Source organism: Variovorax nitratireducens, assembly GCF_051216545.1.
In the GTDB taxonomy this organism is placed as follows: Bacteria; Pseudomonadota; Gammaproteobacteria; order Burkholderiales; family Burkholderiaceae_C; genus Variovorax.
Genome location: NZ_JBPJZO010000012.1, coordinates 67919 through 84419, shown reverse-complemented (window position 1 = coordinate 84419; position 16501 = coordinate 67919). Strand labels below are relative to the sequence as shown.

19 protein-coding genes are annotated in these 16501 nt (G+C 61.9%); 13 read left to right on the top strand and 6 right to left on the bottom strand.

Annotation, left to right across the window (positions count from 1 at the left end):
* Positions 1 to 29: 29 nt before the first annotated feature.
* On the bottom strand, positions 30 to 965 hold the full coding sequence (locus ACSFA8_RS22720; RefSeq protein WP_435481749.1) for a helix-turn-helix domain-containing protein: 936 nt from the start codon (positions 963 to 965) through the stop codon (positions 30 to 32).
* A gap of 248 nt (positions 966 to 1213) precedes the next feature.
* Here ACSFA8_RS22720 and ACSFA8_RS22715 point away from each other — a divergent pair, with 248 nt between their 5' ends.
* The 13 genes from ACSFA8_RS22715 to ACSFA8_RS22655 all read left to right on the top strand — a co-directional run bounded on the left by ACSFA8_RS22715 (position 1214) and on the right by ACSFA8_RS22655 (position 12332).
* Complete coding sequence (locus ACSFA8_RS22715) at positions 1214 to 1852, top strand: lytic transglycosylase domain-containing protein (protein ID WP_435481748.1); 639 nt, start codon at positions 1214 to 1216, stop codon at positions 1850 to 1852.
* A gap of 54 nt (positions 1853 to 1906) precedes the next feature.
* Positions 1907 to 2281 (top strand): hypothetical protein, encoded by a 375-nt coding sequence (locus ACSFA8_RS22710; RefSeq protein WP_435481747.1) that lies wholly within the window; start codon positions 1907 to 1909, stop codon positions 2279 to 2281.
* A gap of 7 nt (positions 2282 to 2288) precedes the next feature.
* A complete protein-coding gene (locus ACSFA8_RS22705; RefSeq protein WP_435481746.1) occupies positions 2289 to 2645 on the top strand; it encodes a hypothetical protein in 357 nt (118 codons plus the stop codon).
* Positions 2645 to 5164, top strand: a complete 2520-nt coding sequence (locus ACSFA8_RS22700; RefSeq protein ID WP_435481745.1) for a VirB4 family type IV secretion/conjugal transfer ATPase — start codon at positions 2645 to 2647, stop codon at positions 5162 to 5164. Before ACSFA8_RS22705 ends, ACSFA8_RS22700 begins: the two co-directional genes overlap by 1 nt.
* Complete coding sequence (virB5, locus tag ACSFA8_RS22695; protein ID WP_435481744.1) at positions 5164 to 5886, top strand: P-type DNA transfer protein VirB5; 723 nt, start codon at positions 5164 to 5166, stop codon at positions 5884 to 5886. The genes ACSFA8_RS22700 and virB5 overlap by 1 nt, the downstream gene beginning before the upstream one ends.
* Positions 5887 to 5890: 4 nt before the next feature.
* Complete coding sequence (locus tag ACSFA8_RS22690; protein WP_435481743.1) at positions 5891 to 6157, top strand: hypothetical protein; 267 nt, start codon at positions 5891 to 5893, stop codon at positions 6155 to 6157.
* Positions 6158 to 6170: 13 nt separating this feature from the next.
* Positions 6171 to 7121 (top strand): TrbL/VirB6 family protein, encoded by a 951-nt coding sequence (locus ACSFA8_RS22685; protein WP_435481742.1) that lies wholly within the window; start codon positions 6171 to 6173, stop codon positions 7119 to 7121.
* 147 nt (positions 7122 to 7268) lie between these two features.
* The gene (locus ACSFA8_RS22680; protein WP_435481741.1) at positions 7269 to 8075 is read left to right on the top strand and encodes a VirB8 family type IV secretion system protein; all 807 of its coding nucleotides are present in this window, start codon (positions 7269 to 7271) and stop codon (positions 8073 to 8075) included.
* Complete coding sequence (locus tag ACSFA8_RS22675; protein WP_435481740.1) at positions 8072 to 8899, top strand: TrbG/VirB9 family P-type conjugative transfer protein; 828 nt, start codon at positions 8072 to 8074, stop codon at positions 8897 to 8899. Before ACSFA8_RS22680 ends, ACSFA8_RS22675 begins: the two co-directional genes overlap by 4 nt.
* Complete coding sequence (locus ACSFA8_RS22670) at positions 8896 to 10134, top strand: TraB/TrbI/VirB10 family type IV secretion system protein (protein WP_435481739.1); 1239 nt, start codon at positions 8896 to 8898, stop codon at positions 10132 to 10134. Before ACSFA8_RS22675 ends, ACSFA8_RS22670 begins: the two co-directional genes overlap by 4 nt.
* Positions 10135 to 10145: 11 nt before the next feature.
* Positions 10146 to 11216, top strand: a complete 1071-nt coding sequence (virB11, locus tag ACSFA8_RS22665) for a P-type DNA transfer ATPase VirB11 (protein ID WP_435481738.1) — start codon at positions 10146 to 10148, stop codon at positions 11214 to 11216.
* Between the two features lie 59 nt (positions 11217 to 11275).
* Complete coding sequence (locus ACSFA8_RS22660; protein ID WP_435481737.1) at positions 11276 to 11785, top strand: single-stranded DNA-binding protein; 510 nt, start codon at positions 11276 to 11278, stop codon at positions 11783 to 11785.
* Positions 11769 to 12332: a hypothetical protein gene (locus tag ACSFA8_RS22655; protein WP_435481736.1), complete on the top strand. Its 564-nt coding sequence runs from the start codon at positions 11769 to 11771 to the stop codon at positions 12330 to 12332. The genes ACSFA8_RS22660 and ACSFA8_RS22655 overlap by 17 nt, the downstream gene beginning before the upstream one ends.
* 47 nt (positions 12333 to 12379) lie before the next feature.
* Here the strand turns inward: ACSFA8_RS22655 and ACSFA8_RS22650 are convergent, their stop codons facing one another.
* The 5 genes from ACSFA8_RS22650 to ACSFA8_RS22630 form a co-directional block, all read right to left on the bottom strand.
* Complete coding sequence (locus ACSFA8_RS22650) at positions 12380 to 12697, bottom strand: hypothetical protein (protein WP_435481735.1); 318 nt, start codon at positions 12695 to 12697, stop codon at positions 12380 to 12382.
* Positions 12672 to 13103, bottom strand: a complete 432-nt coding sequence (locus tag ACSFA8_RS22645) for a hypothetical protein (protein ID WP_435481734.1) — start codon at positions 13101 to 13103, stop codon at positions 12672 to 12674. Before ACSFA8_RS22645 ends, ACSFA8_RS22650 begins: the two co-directional genes overlap by 26 nt.
* Before the next feature lie 12 nt (positions 13104 to 13115).
* Positions 13116 to 13733, bottom strand: a complete 618-nt coding sequence (locus tag ACSFA8_RS22640) for an RHS repeat-associated core domain-containing protein (protein ID WP_435481733.1) — start codon at positions 13731 to 13733, stop codon at positions 13116 to 13118.
* 284 nt (positions 13734 to 14017) lie between these two features.
* Positions 14018 to 14836 carry a hypothetical protein gene (locus tag ACSFA8_RS22635; protein ID WP_435481732.1) on the bottom strand — a complete coding sequence of 273 codons (819 nt, stop codon included), beginning with the start codon at positions 14834 to 14836 and terminating at the stop codon, positions 14018 to 14020.
* A 70-nt stretch (positions 14837 to 14906) separates the two neighbouring features.
* Positions 14907 to 16472 (bottom strand): AAA family ATPase, encoded by a 1566-nt coding sequence (locus tag ACSFA8_RS22630; protein WP_435481731.1) that lies wholly within the window; start codon positions 16470 to 16472, stop codon positions 14907 to 14909.
* Positions 16473 to 16501 lie beyond the last annotated feature (29 nt).

Genomic DNA, 16501 nt, shown 5'->3' with positions numbered 1-16501 from the left:
GCCCAACCAGCACACTTACATCGTGGCGATCACCGCCGCCCGGCCGCAGATTCCCGAGGGTCTGTTCGACGAGGTTCTGATAAAACCGGTCGAGGGCCTGCGCGTCTGGTGGAATTTAGGCCATCGGTCACGAGGGCGGAAACGAGCATCGGGGGCTGAACCGGTTTCTCCACCATCTGCACCTTGAAGCGGGTTGTCGCCTCGCCGACCTCGCGGGGGTCTGCCGTGCCGTTTCGGGTCTTGCCGGACAAGAGCACCGCGGCCCGGTGGTCGGGCAGGTCGCGCACGGCCGCAAGCAGGGGCACGGCCGTCTCGTTGTTCGGCAGCAGCCAATCGACCACGTACCCGTCGAACAAGCCTTGCGGTATGTCCGCGAGAAGCTCTTCGGCCACGTAATAGGGCACCGCATCGATGCCCGCCGCGCGCAGCCCAGCGCACACCGAATTCGCCACGTCGCGTTCATCGTCGAACACCGCCACACGCGGCGCCGGCGTGTCGTCTTGCCCGATCACGAGGCGTGTGATGCGCTTTGCATCCCCGCCCGCAGCCGCTGTGGCAGGGACGACCACGTAAACCCCCGCCTTCTCCATCGCCACGAGCGCACCGCGCTGCGTCGATGACTCGTCCGCCTCTACTGCCTCTTCATCGGCAAGCCAGATCCTGCAGCCGATCTCCATGCCACCGACGCGCAGCGTCGCCCTGCTGCCGGATTCGGCGGGCGAGACGGCGCCTAAGACCTGCGCGAGGGATTCGCCGAACCGGTTTGCCAGCGCCTGAAAGTCATCGAGCGTCCAAGCCGAGCTCTTGTTGACGCGCTGGTGGGAGGCCGCCCGCGACAGATGGAAGAACTCGCCGACGAAGGAGGCGTGCCGGTGCTTGGGAAGGCCGTGTCGCTCCAGGAGCGCGCGCACCAGCTGCGCAGCGTGGGAAGGCGAATCTTCGTCCGGGGGCAAGGTCTGGCTCATCGGTGGCTTGTTTGTCTCAGTTTGTAATTTCGGGTGCGCGGTTCTGCGGCCGCTGGCATAGTCTTGTCAAACAGAACATCTCAGATCAATACATGATTTGTTATGCAAATCATTCTGCATGTACTTCACCACCCGTTCAATAAGTTGTTTGTTTTACAAAACCTGTTCGCTTTTTGGACGCAGCTCATGGACAGGCACCTGGCAAGCGCACCTGAAGTGAATTCTTGGGGAGAAATGCAATGGTAGCGATGGCCGCGCTGCTGGATCAATGCGCACCGCAAGTTTCGCCCGTCCTGATGCAGGCGCTGGTGCGAACCGAGTCCGCCTGGCAGCCGTTGGCGATCGGCATGGACCGGGCGCAGGGGGTCGTCAAGCAGCCGTCCACCGTCGAGGAGGCCGTTGCGACCGCGAAGTCGCTCGCCGCCGCGGGCCGCAAGTTCTCGGTGGGTCTCGCGCAGATCCACGTGAGCAACGTCGCGCTCTACGGCATGAGCTGGGAGCAGGCGTTCGATGCCTGCCAGAACCTGGGCGTCGGCCAGAAGATTCTCTGGAACTTCTATCACCGCGCATCCGCTTCGGGGTACTCGGGCGTCGCGGCGATCTGGGCGGCACTGCGTGGCTACAACTCGGGCGGCGTCGACCGCAGCATCAGCGACGACTACGCGAGCCGCATCTTCGCGTACATGAGCAGCGCCCCGCCGACGGTTCAACTCGGCCGGGGCGTTGCGCCGGTTGGTGCGTCGGCGCCGCTGCCCGCAACGGGCGCGGGAACCCCGAGCGCGGCGCTCAGCGTCGCAGCGCTGCGCGAGGCGCCGCCACCTGCTCCAAGTCGCCCGGGCGAATCGCTCGAGATCTTCGAGAAATCCGGCCATCGCGCGGGCTTCTGACGGCCGGCACTCATCACACACGCATCGCCATTCATTTCACCCAACGGAGATTTCATGCTGGAACAGTTCATCGCACCGCTGCAAAGAGTTGACCTGACGAGCGCACGACGCGCTGCCGCCTGCGCGCGGCTCGTGTGTGCGGCGGGCGCCCTGGCGATGGCGGTCGACCCCGTGATGGCGCAGAGCCTCAAACAGGCCGGCGTCAACATCTTCAACGTGATCTACGGCGTCGTCGGGGTCATCGGCGCGATCGCCTGCCTCTTGACCCTGCTGAACTGGGTCACCGGCAACTGGCTCGGCCGCGACGATCCCAAGAAGATCTTCTTCCAGTCACTGCTCGGCACGGCACTCGCATTCGCCGTCGTCGGGATCATCCAGTTCGTCAAGGACATGGTGGGCGGCTCTGCCTCCGGGATTTCGAACCTCTGAGCCGGTCATGACCGACATCGACACTCGCCACGAGGAGCCGGCGCTCGAGCGCGCGGTGATCTACCGCGGGCCACAGGCTCCGGTGCTGCAGGCCTATGTGCCGCTGCCGGTCTTCGGCGCCGAGTGCATGGTGCTGCTGCTGGGCATGCGCGTTTTCGGGTTCTGGACGCTGCTCCTCTTGCCGCTGCACCTCGTGCTGGTGCTCAAGACCAACGACAACCCGTTCTGGGTGCGCGATCTCGTTGCCAGCTACCGGCATCGCTGGTTCGTGCAGAACAAGAACACCCATGGTGCCGGCGTCGTGAGCTTCAGCCCGCACGTCAGTCGCCATGGGGGCAGACACGCCCGCCGCCAGGTGCACTGATGTCGGCCGTCCCCAAAATCCCCAATATCAAGGCCGAGCGCAGCGTCGCCAGTTGCCTGCCGTACTCCCAGCAGATCGACGACCACACCGTGGTGACCTACGAAGGTGATCTGACCCAGACGATCGAGGTGCAGGGCCTGTCGTTCGAGACCATCGGCCACAAGGAGCTCGACAACCTCAACCAGCAGTGGTTCTCCGCGATCAACAACATCGCGCGCAGCCCGAACGTGGCGCTCTGGACGCACGTGGAGCGCCGTCGGGTGCGCTACGACCTCTCGGGCATCGGCTACGACAACGACCTCAGCACGGAGTTTGCGAAACAGTACGCCCGCAAGTTCGATGGCGAACAGCACTTCGTCAACCAGTTGTTCGTCTCGTCGGTCTACCGGCTGGCCGGCAACCGGGCCGATCGCACCAGCATCCGCCTGTCCAAGCGGGGCAGCGAGGGCATGACGGAACTGCGGCTGCGTGCGCGCGACGAGCTTTCCAAGCTGTCGGCGCAACTGATGGCCAGCCTGAAGCGGTACCACCCGCGGCTCCTTGGGACGTACGCGAACCAGGGGGTGCTGTGCTCCCGCACGGCCGAGTTCTATTGCCGCGTGCTGAACAACGCGAACCGGCGCATCCGCCTCGATGCACACGAACTCAGCCAGAGCCTGCAGGCGGCAGCGCTCAACTTCGGCGCCGAGACGGTCGAGATCGAAGGGGTATCGGGATCCCGCTTTGCGGCGGTGCTCACGCTCGTCGCGCCCTATCGCGCCGAGCAGCTGGACTCCAAGGTCTTCGACGGCCTCTTGTCCTCGTCCTTCGAGTTCGTGCTGACCCAGTCGGTGACCGTGATGGCCTTCGACAAGGCCGATGCGCTCCTGAAAACCCAGTACAACAAGATCAAGAGCACCAGTGACAACGAGGAGCAGATGAAGGAGGTGGCCGCGGCGCGCACCCAGCTGCAGGCAGGCAAGTTCTCGATGTTCGAGCACGAGTTGATCCTCGTCGTCTACGGCGACTCCATCAAGGAGCTCAACCAGAACGTCAACGCCGCCGTCACGCTGCTCGACCAGAAGAGCATGAACACCTCGCGCGAGCGGGGAGGGGCGCTGATTTGCACCTACTTCAGCACGCTGCCGGGCAACTTCAAGTACGGCCGCATCCGGGCGATGCCGATCAGCAGCAAGAACTTCTCCAAGTTCTTCCCGATGCACAACCACCCGCGCGGCAACGCCGGCGGCAGCCAGTGGGGCGCCCCGATCGCGCTCATGAAGACGGCAGCGGGTGGCCCTTATTTCTTCAACTTCCACGTGAGCCGCAACCGTTTGCTGGAACAGGGCATCCGGCTGGACTATGACGAGGAGCCCGCGAAAGCCGATCCGGACGAAGACGAAGCGGCCAACGACCACGGGGATGTGCCGGTTCCGAGAGCGCACCGCAAGGAGCTCGGCAACTACAAGATCATCGGCCGCTCGGGCGGCGGCAAGACGGTGCTCAAGCTGGCGCTGCGTCTGCTCGCGCGCAAGCGGGCGATGGCGAGCGGCAAGCCGTTGAAGATCTTCAGCTTCGACAAGGACTACGGCGAAGAGATCTGCATCCGGGCCATGGGCGGACGTTACTTTCGCATCGCGGGCGGCGAGCCGACGGGCATGAACCCCTTTTCGATGCCCCCAACCGCCGAGAACATCTCGGTGATCCTCAGCATCATGTCCTGGAATGCGCAGTTCGACGGCAAGTACGCCATGACGCATAAGGACGAAGAGGATCTGCTGCGCAGCATCCGGCAGGTCTACGAACTCGAACCGAAACACCGCCGCTACGCGCGTGTGCGCGATGCGCTGCCGACCCACCGCGAGAACAGTCTGTACCAGGCGCTCGGTCGCTGGTGCGATGACGGCGCGTTCGCCTGGGTGCTCGACAACGCGCAGGATCGCTTCGACCTGGACGGCTCGCACACCTTCGGCTTCGACATGACGAACTTCCTCGACATCGAGGAAGCTCGCACGCCGATCCTGCGCTACCTCACGCACAAGATCGCGCAGAACGCTTCTGGCGCGCCGCACATCATCGACATCGCCGAGGCCTGGCGTGCATTGAAGGATCCGCTCATGCAGACCTTCATCGAGAACAAGGGAAAGACGATCCGCAAGGAAGACGGCGTGATCGGACTCGACACTCAGGAGCCGAGCGACATCAGCCGCTCGCCGCTGGGCAGCACTCTCTTGTCGCAGTTCCCGACGCAGCTCCTGCTGCCGAACGGAGAGGCCGAGCAGGCCGACTACATCGACGGGCTGAAGCTCACGCCGCGCGAATTCCATCTCATCAAGCACACCCCCGAGAACTCGGGGCAGTTCCTGCTCAAGAAGGGTGCCGAGTCGGTGGTCGTGAAGCTGGATCTGAGCGGCATGGAGGACATGTTGTCCGTCCTGTCCGCGAGCCTCGACAACGTCGACGTCATGCACGCCGTCATCGACGAGTTGGGCCCCGATCCCACCCACTGGTTGCCATCTTATCTGGAAAGGAGAGTGTGATGAAGCTGTTCAAGCGCGCGAAGCAGTTCATGTTTGGCCTAGTGGTCTGTGCCGGCCTCGCTGGCGGCGCCCATGCCCAGATCCCCGTGACCGTCACGAGCGACATCCCCGCGACCATGAACCAGATCGAGACGATCATGAAGTGGACGGAGCAGCTCAAGTCCATGAGCGATCAGCTCGACCAGATGAAGCAGGTCTACGGCACCCTGCAGGGCATGCGCAATCTCGGGAGCCTGATGAACAACGACTTGTTGACGCAGTACCTGCCGCAGGACTATGTCGGCGCAGTGCAGAGCTTGAAGAACGGGAGTGGGTCGTTCGCGGGGATTTCGGGTTCCTTGAGTGACATCGTTCGCGCGAATCAGCTGAAGTCGTGCGCGGAGCTGAACAGCGACGCCACCATGCGCTCGGCCTGCACGCAGCAGTGGCAGCAGTTGGCGCTGCAGAAGCAGATCGGCGATATGGGTTACCGCAAGGCCTCGGAAAACATCCGCAACCTGCAGAACTTCGTCGGCTCGATCAACTCTTCGACCGACCAGAAGGCGATCTCGGAAGTGCAGGCTCGCATCCAGGTGGAAACGGTGCGCATGCAGAACGAGCAGATCAAGCTGTCGACCATTCAGGCGATGGAAGAAGCGGATCGGCGCCTTCAGCAGCAGTCAGCCATCGACAACTTCAACGCCGGCATGACCCGTGGGTCTGCTGGTGGCATCCGGTTCTGAAATCATGAAGAAGCAATCTTTTATCCAGGCAGTCGTGGTCGCTTGCGTGTTGGTGCTCGCCGGCTGTGGCAAGCAGGAAGCGCCAGTCGAAGCAGCAAAGTTCGACCCAAGGTACATCGCAGCCGAAGCAGACAAAGGCAATCTGGGCCCACTGACCGAACTCAACAGCGCCTGCAGCGCTGAGGTTGAGAAGCGCGGAAAGCGCTTGTCCGCATGCAATGCCCAGGACGAGGTGCGAAAGCTGTCCAAGCCCATCAGCATCAGGTTCTGATGGAGAGCTCGCCGTGGCCGACAACATCATTGGCGACATCTACAACAACTTTGAGCGTGCCCTGACCGGGTTCTATCAAAGCGCAGCGGCCGGGATTTCTGGCTACGTCATCCCCATCGCTTGGGTGTTGCTCGGCATCTGCATGCTGATCTGGTGCTATCTGATCATCGAGGGCAAGGTGGCAATGCCGATCACCGACTGGCTGCTCAAGTTTGTCGGCTTCATGGTGGTGTTGTACGTCATGGGGAATGGCTACCTGTCCTGGGTGGCCACGCCCCTCTTCAATCTTCCTTCCGAACTAACGCGGGCGTTGAGCGCCACTTCAGGCAGTGCACCGGATCTACTGGGCCAGGTGAACGAAAAGGTGGTGGATTTGGTCTCTGCCATGTTCATGGCCGGAACCAAGCTGATCAAGGAACTTGCTTTCGGGCCGGCCATTGCGCTCTTCCTGATGGGCGTGCTCGTCATCGTCGCCGTCTACCTGCTTCTTGCAGTTGCGCTCTTCTCAATCATCTTCTCGAAGCTCGGTCTGAGCATGGTGCTGGCCGTTGGTCCGTTCTTCGTGTTGGCGCTGGTTTTGCCTCAGACACGCAACTACTTCTATTCGTGGTTGAACACGGCGCTTTATTTTATTTTCTATCACGTGTTCTCGGGGCTCTTCATCTTCATGTTCATCGGCATCGTGCACAGCTACGTCGGGAAGCTCAATACCACGTTGGGCGGTGTTGGTGGCGGAGGCGTGTTGGCAATGGTCGCGCGCCTCCTGGGTGCGAGTGGCGAAGGCCTGAACGTCGCCGCAATCTGTATCCCCATCTTGCTCATCTCGCTGGCGATGTTCTTCATGTTTCTTCAGATCCCAACGATGTGCTCGTCGCTCACCAATGGAAGCGGAGGGTCATTCGGGGCGGGTCTGACGCATCTGACGCATGCGAAGTCGCTTCTCAGCAGATCAAAAGCCAGATAGGAGGCGATCCGTGACACCGCGCCTGAAAGTAGTAGCCGCCTTGCTTGCTCTGGCCCTCTCCGGCTGCAGTGGCCCGAAGCCACCTCCTGGCTGGCCATCGGGTGAGGAGCGCCCGATCAATCGCTCTCAAGTCAGCAAGGCGGTCAAGTGACTGAGAAGGAGACCTACTTCGCCAAGGCGCTCGACTGGGACACCCAGGCGCGTCTCGACCTCGAACGCCGCGCGTCACGCAACGGCAAGATCGCGTGGGCGTGCGGCATCCTTTGCGGGGTCAGCGTCCTGAGTGTGAGCGTGCTCCTGCCGCTCAAGCAGTTCGTCCCGGCGATCATCCGCGTCGACAACGCCACCGGCGCGTACGACGTGCAGGCGCCGGGCGAGATCGTGAATGTCGGCCGCGATCGCGACCAGAAGATCATTCTCTCGGATGTCGCTCGCTACGTCCTGGCGCGCGAAGGCTTCACCCGCGGCGAGGCTGAGGCCAACTACAAGACGGCCTATTTGATGTCCTGCGGGCCGGTGCGCGCCGATTGGGAGAATTACTTCAACCCGGAGATCAACGCGCAGTCGCCCGTGAAGACGATGAGCCCGACCGACTCGGAGCGCGTTGAGATCCAGAACATCACGTTCCTGCCGACCGACCAGGACGACTTGCGGGTCGCGCAAGTGAGGTTCGACAAGACGGTGACCCGTGGTGTCGCGCCGCCCGTGCGCACGCGGTACATCTCCACCCTCACGGTGCGCTACGAGCACGCCAACATTCCCTCGCAGATTCGTGACCTGCACGTGAACGCGTTCGGCTTCTGCGCCGTGAACTACCGGCGGGATCAGGAAGGTGTGCCCCAGGTGCTGAGCGCTCCGGCACCAGGTTCAACAGGGCAGGGCGGATCCGTCCCCGCTCCCGCTGCGTCGATCACCCCGGCAAACGTTGGGATGCCTCAGGCGGTCGCGCGATGAAAGTGCCCGCCCGCTTGTTGTCGGTCGCATGTCTGGCCTGCACCGCAGGTTTGACTCACGCCGAGGTCGCCACAGTGCCGTCGGCCAGCGACGCCCGCATCCAGACCGTGCGTTTCACCGGCGACAACATCATCCGCATCGCCGCGGCCGAGGGCGTCGTCACGACGATCGAGCTCAGCAAGAAGGAAGAGATCAAGGACTTTGCCATGGGGGATCGCGACGCCTGGCACGCCGCCATCAACGGCAACCTGTTCGTGATCAAGCCCAAGGACGTCAAGGCGGACACGAACCTGACGCTCTTCACGAACCGGCGCAGCTACCTGTTCCAGCTCAAGACCACCAGCCGGACGGCGCGCAATGTCGCGTACTGGGTTCGGCTGCAATATCCGGAGGGCGATGCCACGACGCCAGAGGCGCTTGCGCTCGCGAAGCAGGAGGCCGACCGCAAGCGGATGAAGGCGGATCTCAAGGCGTCCGGGCTCGAAGGCAATCTCAACTACGACTACTGGATCGTCGGCCCGAAAGAGCTGCAGCCGCTGTCCATGCACGACAACGGCCGGCAGACCTTCATGCTGTTCTCGGCGGCCAATCCGATGCCGGGGGCTTTCATCATCGAGCCGGACGGCACCGAGAGCCTGGTCGACTACCACGTCGAGGAAGACACGATGGTTCTGCATCGCGTCGTGAAGCGGGTGATCCTGCGCCGAGGCGCGCTGGTCGCAGGCATCACCAACCGTTCGCCGACCCTGCCGATCCAGTCGGCGCCGACGGGCACGGCCAGCGGGAAGGTGCAGCGGGCAATCCGCGAACCCGGAGGCGAATGATGTTCGAGCAGAAGCAGGAAGCACCCGTTGCGGAGGAGGAGCGAGAGGGCCTGGTCGAGCGAAAGCGCGCCGTCGCGCCTGGGCAGAAACTCATCCTGGTTGCGACCTCGGGCGTGGCGGCGCTGCTGATCCTTTTCGGGATCGCCAGCAAGAACAACTACTTCGGGCTGTTCGGCGCGCCGGCACCGGCCAAGACGGATGCACAGAACGACGGTCGTCCGCTGTCGGCGCCAGAGGTCAAGGTTCCGCTCTCCCTCGGCCCGCCGTCAGCAGCACCGTCGTATGTCGAGTGTCCCGGTGGGCTGCGCTTGCCGATCGGGTTGAACTGCCCCGAGCCGGAGAAGAAGGCCGATGCGGCCCAGCCCACTGGGCAGGGTGGCATATCGGAAGAAGACCGCATCCGGGAGCGCAGGCGCAAGAGCGCCATCAACCTGGCGGTGGCGCAGCCCAGCGTCGCCGCTGCGGCGCAGCTGGGCGCCGCGGTGACCAATGTCGGGCTGCCGGGCGCCTCGACACCGCAGGGCGGTACCAACGCCCTGGCCAGCGCCCTTTCCGCCACGATCACGCCCGGCACCAGTGCGACGATCAACCGCAACCCGTCGATGACGCTCGCCAAGGGAACCCTGCCGGATTGCACGTTGCTGACGGCGATCCTCACGGATCAGCCTGGCTTCCTCAAGTGCATCCTCAGCGCGCCCGTGATGTCGATGGACGGCAAGGTCGTACTCATGGAAGCCGGCACCACGATGGAAGGGGAGTACACCCAGGGACTGCAGGCGGGCCAGACGACGATCTTCACACTCTGGTCACGGGCGGTCACGCCGAACTTCGTGTCGGTGCAGCTGAACTCGCCGGGGACGGATGCGCTCGGGCGCGCCGGAACCTCTGGCTATGTCGACAACAAGTGGTTCGAGCGCTTCGCCGGCGCGGTGTTCTTCTCGCTGTTCGAGGATGCCAAGCAGATCTACATCGCGCGCGACGATGCGCGTGCCTCCCAGCGCGCCAGCGGTAACAGCTACGGCGATACCTACAACATCGGCTCGCAGGGAACGCTTTCGCAGTTGAGCAACACCGGCAGCACGACGAAGTCGATCGTCGAGGAAATGCTCAAGCAGGGAAGCCAGCTGAAACCCAGCCTTTACAAGAACCAGGGGGAAATCATCAAGATCTTCGTCGCACGCGACGTCGACTTCTCGACGGTGTACGAACTGCGGCCGGCGGCGTCGGCCAACTGAGGAGGACGGACGTGGGCGCTTCCGACAAGTACGTTTCCATTCTGGCGCACCTGCGGGCCTTCGAGGGCTGGCTGGCTGATCCGAGCGTGAACGAGGTGGCGGTGAACGCACCGGGCATCGTCCAACTATGGAAGCGCGGCATCTGGGAGCAGGTGACAGCGCCAGCGATCAGCTTCGAGTACCTGCAGGCGCTGGGCAATTTCCTGGCGAACATCTCGCAAAAGCCATTCGACGAGGGCGATCCGATCCTGTCGGCGTACCTGCCCGGTGGAGAGCGGATCGAGATGACGATGCCGCCGACGGCGGCGCGCGGGATGATCTATCTGAACCTGCGCAAGCACACGAGCCAGTCGTTCGAGCTGGGGCAGTTTGTCGAGCAGCGGTACTTCGCCCACACGCGGCATGTGCATTCGGCGTCGTTGACTGACGACGACCGGGCCCGGCTCCTGGCGCAGCTCGAGCCCGCGCAGGTCGAGCTGTGGGATCTCGCGAAAGCGGGTGACTGGCCAGCGTTTCTGGCGCAGTCGGTGCGCAGCCACCAGAACACCATCGTCTCGGGCGCGACCGGCAGCGGCAAGACCTCATTCATCCGCGCGCTCATCGAACTCATCCCGAGCTGGGAGCGGCTGATCACCGTGGAAGACACGCCGGAGATGCCACTTCGGAATCACCCCAATGCGCAGGCGCTGTTCTACCGTCGTGACGGTCACGCCGGCGAGCGGGTGGTTGGCGCCACGGCCAAGCAGGTGCTCCAGGCCGTGATGCGCAAGACGCCGAACCGCGTGCTGCTGGCCGAACTCCGCGGTGACGAAACTTTCTACTACGTGCAGAACGTTCTCAACTCGGGCCACCCGGGTGGCATCACCACCGTCCATGCCAATTCGCCCCAGGAGGCGTTCGTGCGCATCGCGCTGCTGATCAAGGCGTCGGACGAAGGGCGGAGCCTCGCGCTCGACGAGATCCTGCGGTTGCTGCACACGCTGGTGCACGTCGTTGTGCAGCTGGTGTTCGACAGAGAACTGGGCCGGCATGTGCCGGCGATCTACTACGACCCGATGTATGCGCTGTCGGTCGTGCGGTGAGGTGGCGTCCAGCGCAGGATCGAGAGCCAGATACCGGCTCTCTGACGAAGGAGAAGGCGATGAATCGGATTCAATTGATCGGACGGCTCGGCCGCGATCCGGAATCGGGGCAGAGTGCGAAGGGTGGCTTTGCCACTTTCAGCCTGGCGACGCATGAGTTCTGGACAGACCGCGCCTCCGGCGAAGTTGTCGAGCACACGGAGTGGCATCAGTTGGTTTGCTACGACCGGCTGGCGGAGGTCGCGCTCGAGTTCCTCACGAAGGGGAGCGAAGTCTATGTCGAGGGTCGGCCGCGCACCACGCGCTGGACGGACAAGGAGGGCAAGGAGCAACGCGCATCCGAGATCCGGATCGACGAACTGAAAATGCTGCGCCGGGCACCAAAGTCTGACCCGGCCGTCCTTGCGGCGAAGAGCCTTGCATCCGTGGAAAAGCTGATGCGCGATGCTGCAATAGGGCTGCGCAGGGACGTGACCATGGGCGACCTCGCCGACATGGTGAACAGCATCCGCATCGGCTTGGTCGGTGCAGAGGTGCCCACGAAGGCAATCGATGAAGCCACCGCGTAGCGTTTTGCCGGGTGAGCTGACGCTCGATGTGCGACCTGCGAATGCGGCCGGAAGCGGGCTGGAAGAGTCGAGTCGAGAAAAGACACCCGCGATGGTTTCCGGACGATCGCTCGATGCGGCTCGCAAGTCAGACTTCTTGTTATTGTCGCAACCGCCAGAATTGCGAGAGCAGCGCGATACGGCAAAGGAAGAGGTTGCGCTGAGGGTGTCGGTGATCGACGGCGGCGACCGCATGGTCTACACCGATCTGCGCGATCGCAAGGGCTGGGCTCAGCCTCTGGCTATGAACCAGGCGCTGCGCGACGCTAGTCCCCGTCATGACATTCACGAAACGGTGTCGGGCTCACAGGCGCGTGTAGTCCGCACGCTCGAGCGCTTCGAGTCGGGAGCAAAAGGCGAATCAAGGGCGATGCCGGCTACTCCGTATCAAACGGGAAAGGCAAATGCGCGTAGCCGCGACTCCATTGCATCAGTCCAACTGGAGACAAGGATTTCCAAGAATCTGCCGCACACGAATGTCCCTTCGGCTTCCCGCCGCTCCCGTTAAACACACAGCGCCTGCGACCTCGGAGCGGCTCCTGAAAGCAGGACAGGTCAACCCCATTCCTGGCGCCGACTGCGCCCGCAGCATGTGTCCGATGCTGTGGCTTCGACGAGCTCAGACATTTCGCGCATGGCCAAGCCGACGAGTAGATCCTTCTTTGGCCCTGTGAAGTCCAGCTTGGCATCTTTCCAGCCTGAGTCCACTGGCACCGGGTCCTTTCCAGGCACCCAGATGTAGCCCGGCGCGTCGTTGACGATTCCGAAGAGGATGTCGACGACGCTGAGGTACTTGCCGATGCTGATCCTGATCTCCTGCGCTCCCAATCGATCAGGAGCATAGAAGTCAGCCTTTTCGAGGATCGCCTTCAACCGGGATACGTGGCTCGTCGGCTTCCGGCAATGTCCTGAAGCCTGCTCCAACGTCTTCATAGGCGGGACACTTGTCGGAGCGCGTCTTCAGTGCATGACCACTGTATTTGCAGGTCAGCGTCGCCTTCTTTCGCGGCTCCTCGAACTCTTGGTAGGACGCGAGAACTCCTCTCTCAAACTTCAGAACGAACACGGTGGCGCCGCGCTCGTTCCACATGGTCTGACATCCGCTGTAGCTTGCCTCGACATTGCGAGGGAAGACGAAGAGGAAGGAGCCGTGGTCGGCATTCACGGCAGCAGCGCGCGGTGGTGCAACAAGCGCGCAGTTTTCGCCGGCGTGCGCCGTGGCGGCGATGCCAATGGCACAGCAAGCACCAAGGAGTAGATGTTTGAAGCGAAGTGACATGAGCTTATCCTCCTAGCAGGGGCACGAGGCCTTGTATCGACGCAGGATATCGCGGGACTTGCCTTTAGCCTCATCGAGCGACCGCTTTGATGGCATCACCTCTCCTCGCAAATGCGCTGAACCAGGAACACCCCCGAACCAAGGCTGGAAATTCCTGTGCCCAGTGGCGGAGCTGTCTTGGCCGGCGTGCAACGCGCGAGCAAGGCCCTTTTGAGTGCAAGATTTGATGTTGTCGTCGACATAGTGATCGAACAGCCTGGAAGCATCCTGAGCTGATTGGCCGGCCCTGCCGTCACGCATCGCATGCCAGAAGGAGTTGCCTGTATCTTGACTTCCAGGCAGGAAATCAACGCCTCCAACTTGCGTATCCAAGCCCGGGAACGACATGTCGCCATCCAATGCCTGCGACGTGATCCAGTTGTGTTCCGCGTATCCAAACAGGCCCAGTGGATCTTGAATTTCAACGGATTGACATTCGCATAGTTGATCCGATTCCATCCCCCCATCAAGGCCGATGGGGTCAGTTTGTGCATAGCGCCTGGTGGTCGGGTTGTAGCTACGGAAGTAGTTGTAGAACAGCCCACTCTCAGCATCTGCGACCTGCCCCGCAAACCTGAGCCTGAAGTACATCTATATAGGCGATGCGATGATCCTGGGAATCGTCTGTTCGGTAAGCAGCGCTTTGAAACGCGCGCAAACCCATTCGTCGCTCAAGCACGAGAGGCTTCAGGCAACTTGCCGCGCACCAGCGCTTTCTCGCGAAGCGACGGCCCTGATCGGTGAAGCGAACACTGCTGCTCGATAAATGCCTTCAACGCACATGTACTAGCCGTGCAAGCTACCCACAAACTGACCTGACAGAACACCCTGTAAAAATCCCAACGCTTGCGTTGAAGGGACATGTTCGGGGCCTCTTAACGCAAGGCAAGGAAATTGAAGACTCCCCCTTGCGTCTTGGCCCGAGGGGGAAGGTCCGTAGCCACAAGATCCCGGACCGAAAATGGGTCCGCACAAAGGCGCCGCAAAAGGCCAATGTGCAAGGGCCCATGAGTGGCGTGTTGTTCGAAGGACATTACCTGCACAAGTTGTTCTTTCAACGATGCTAAGGGTGGCTCGCCGTTCATCGTTGCTTTGTTCAGGGCGATCCGGATGTCCGTGAGCGCGGAACGGCAGGCGGTGAGGACATCCCCTCGCGTTTCCCTAAAAAACGCTCGGTGGCGATCAAATAGGTGCTTCTGGCGCTTACGCTCTTTGCGCCGGAAGCGGCGGTCGGCAACTGATCCGAATTCAAAGGTCACGGCCGCTAGGTCCGCGCCCTGGAAGATCGGGCGAATCGAGAGCATGTGTGCATCACCGAATCGGTCGACAAGCGGGTGAAAAGGTCGGACGCCGGTTGCAGGGGCGTAGCGATCACCTTTGGCGCCTTGGCACTGCTGGCAGGATGGAACGAGGTTGCGCGAGAACACCGCCCACCACGGAAAGTGCTCTTCGGGCAAATAGTGGTCGGCGGTCCCAGCCAGACCAGAGCGACCGCAATAGGGGCAGCTGCGAGCACCGCTTTCGGCCCGCGACTCAATGTATTTGAAGGCACCTTTGCCTTTCCGCCCTTCAGCATACTTGCCCATCAGTGCTTTTTTAAGGTCGGGGTCGATAGCGGGCTGGCCTTTCTGCGGGTTACGCAGGACAGACTCGTACTGGCGGTACTGCTTGAGGATGAGCGTCCGGTTGTCCACGACTTGCCGATTGTGCACCCCTAGTGGCAATACACTTTCGAGAAGCGCTTGGTCGTCCAAGACCAGTAGCTCAAGCGACCTCATCTCGCCCCTTTCTCAGTTGCTCGTAAAGGGATACTCGCGCGGATTCGCCCAGTTCCCGACTTGCGGCTTCAATTTCCTCTGGCGAGTGCTTGCGTGCCACGAACTCTCCCACGCGGCGCTCGAAGTATTCGTGAATCTCCCAGTCGTCGAAGATGACGTTTGACAGCTCGGTCAGACCGGCGCCAAGCGTTTGAAGCATCGGCTCGTAATCTTGGATCTTCCCGCTTTGGGTCGACCGCTTGAGTACATGTACCGCGGATGACGGCGTCTCCCTGACAACATACAAGGGGTGTGTCGCGATCACGCAGTGTGCGTTGCGCGTTTCCAGAAGGAAGCCTAGAAGCTTCATGAGCTCAGCGATCATGCGAGGATGCAATGACAGCTCGGGCTCGTCCAAGAGGACCAGTCCTGCTTGGGGGATTGCAGCCAAGAGAATGCAGGACATTCCCAACAACGCCCGCTCGCCTGAACTGAGCGCTCTGGCCTGCGTCTGCGTCGCAACGAGCGGGGCGAGATCAAGATCAACCCACCCCATTATTTCCGTCTTTTTTCCTTCCGGCGCGTTGGCCAGACCGGCGAGCCGCACATACCGTTGCTCGCGGATCAAGGCCGTAATGGAATCGTTTACGTCGGCCGCCTCCCCAATTGGCACCATGATCTGGTCGAGTTCAATGAATCCGTCTACTGCACGTTCAAGTTGCTTATATTGCGTGTCCGATCGAAGGATGAGCGTCAATAAGCGAGTGAGGGCGGCCCAGCCCTCTACGGTAGCCGGATGAGCCTGGATTTGGACGCTGCCCGCCTTTTCGAAGGCGACCGGTTCGTCCAAAGGCGAAGGTATGAACAGCATCGGTCCATGGGAATTGACCGGCGAGTCGGCAACTAAAACTTTAAGGAACTTGGTCTTGCCCGTGCCGTTCGGCCCCACCAAAACGTTAATGCGATTGATCCCAAGAGCATCGGGCAAGAAAGACAGTCGGAGGCTGCCCTTCTCGAGCGAGGCCTCTTCGACCTCAATGGTCTCAGGTCGCTCCAGCCGATTCACAAGCCTTTTCGTCCCGGCCAATTGGTTAGCGAAACCGAATACGGCAATGAACGTGCTGTCCAGTCGCAGCAGCGATTGACCGTAGGCCCGGGTGCCGCGAAAAAACTGCACGTCACGACTGCGATCCGCTTGAATCTGGAGCACAGCTAGATCGTGCGCTTCCGCAAGCAACTCACGCGCGTTGCGCCGGCCGACGGCAAAGATTAGCTTTTGGTATTGATCCGAATCCAGGAGTGCCCCGAGGTAGAAATAGCCATCCAACGCCTCAAGCAGCGGCGCCAGTTCGTCGTTGTCGTTAACAGCGCGGACAGCCCTCTCCAGGAAATCGGACGTGCCCGTAATAGCCTGCTTTGCGTCCTGTTGCGCCACTAGCATCTTGCCCAAGAGGCGCTCTGGAGGCATCTTTCCACCCCGCGCTACTAAGTACTCCACGCGGCTCGCGGTTCCGAAATCGTTAAACCGGTCGCTGGAAGGGTAGACGATGAGATAGGGGGCATCGGGCGCCATGCGAGACGCACTGGCGAGCGCTATCGAGT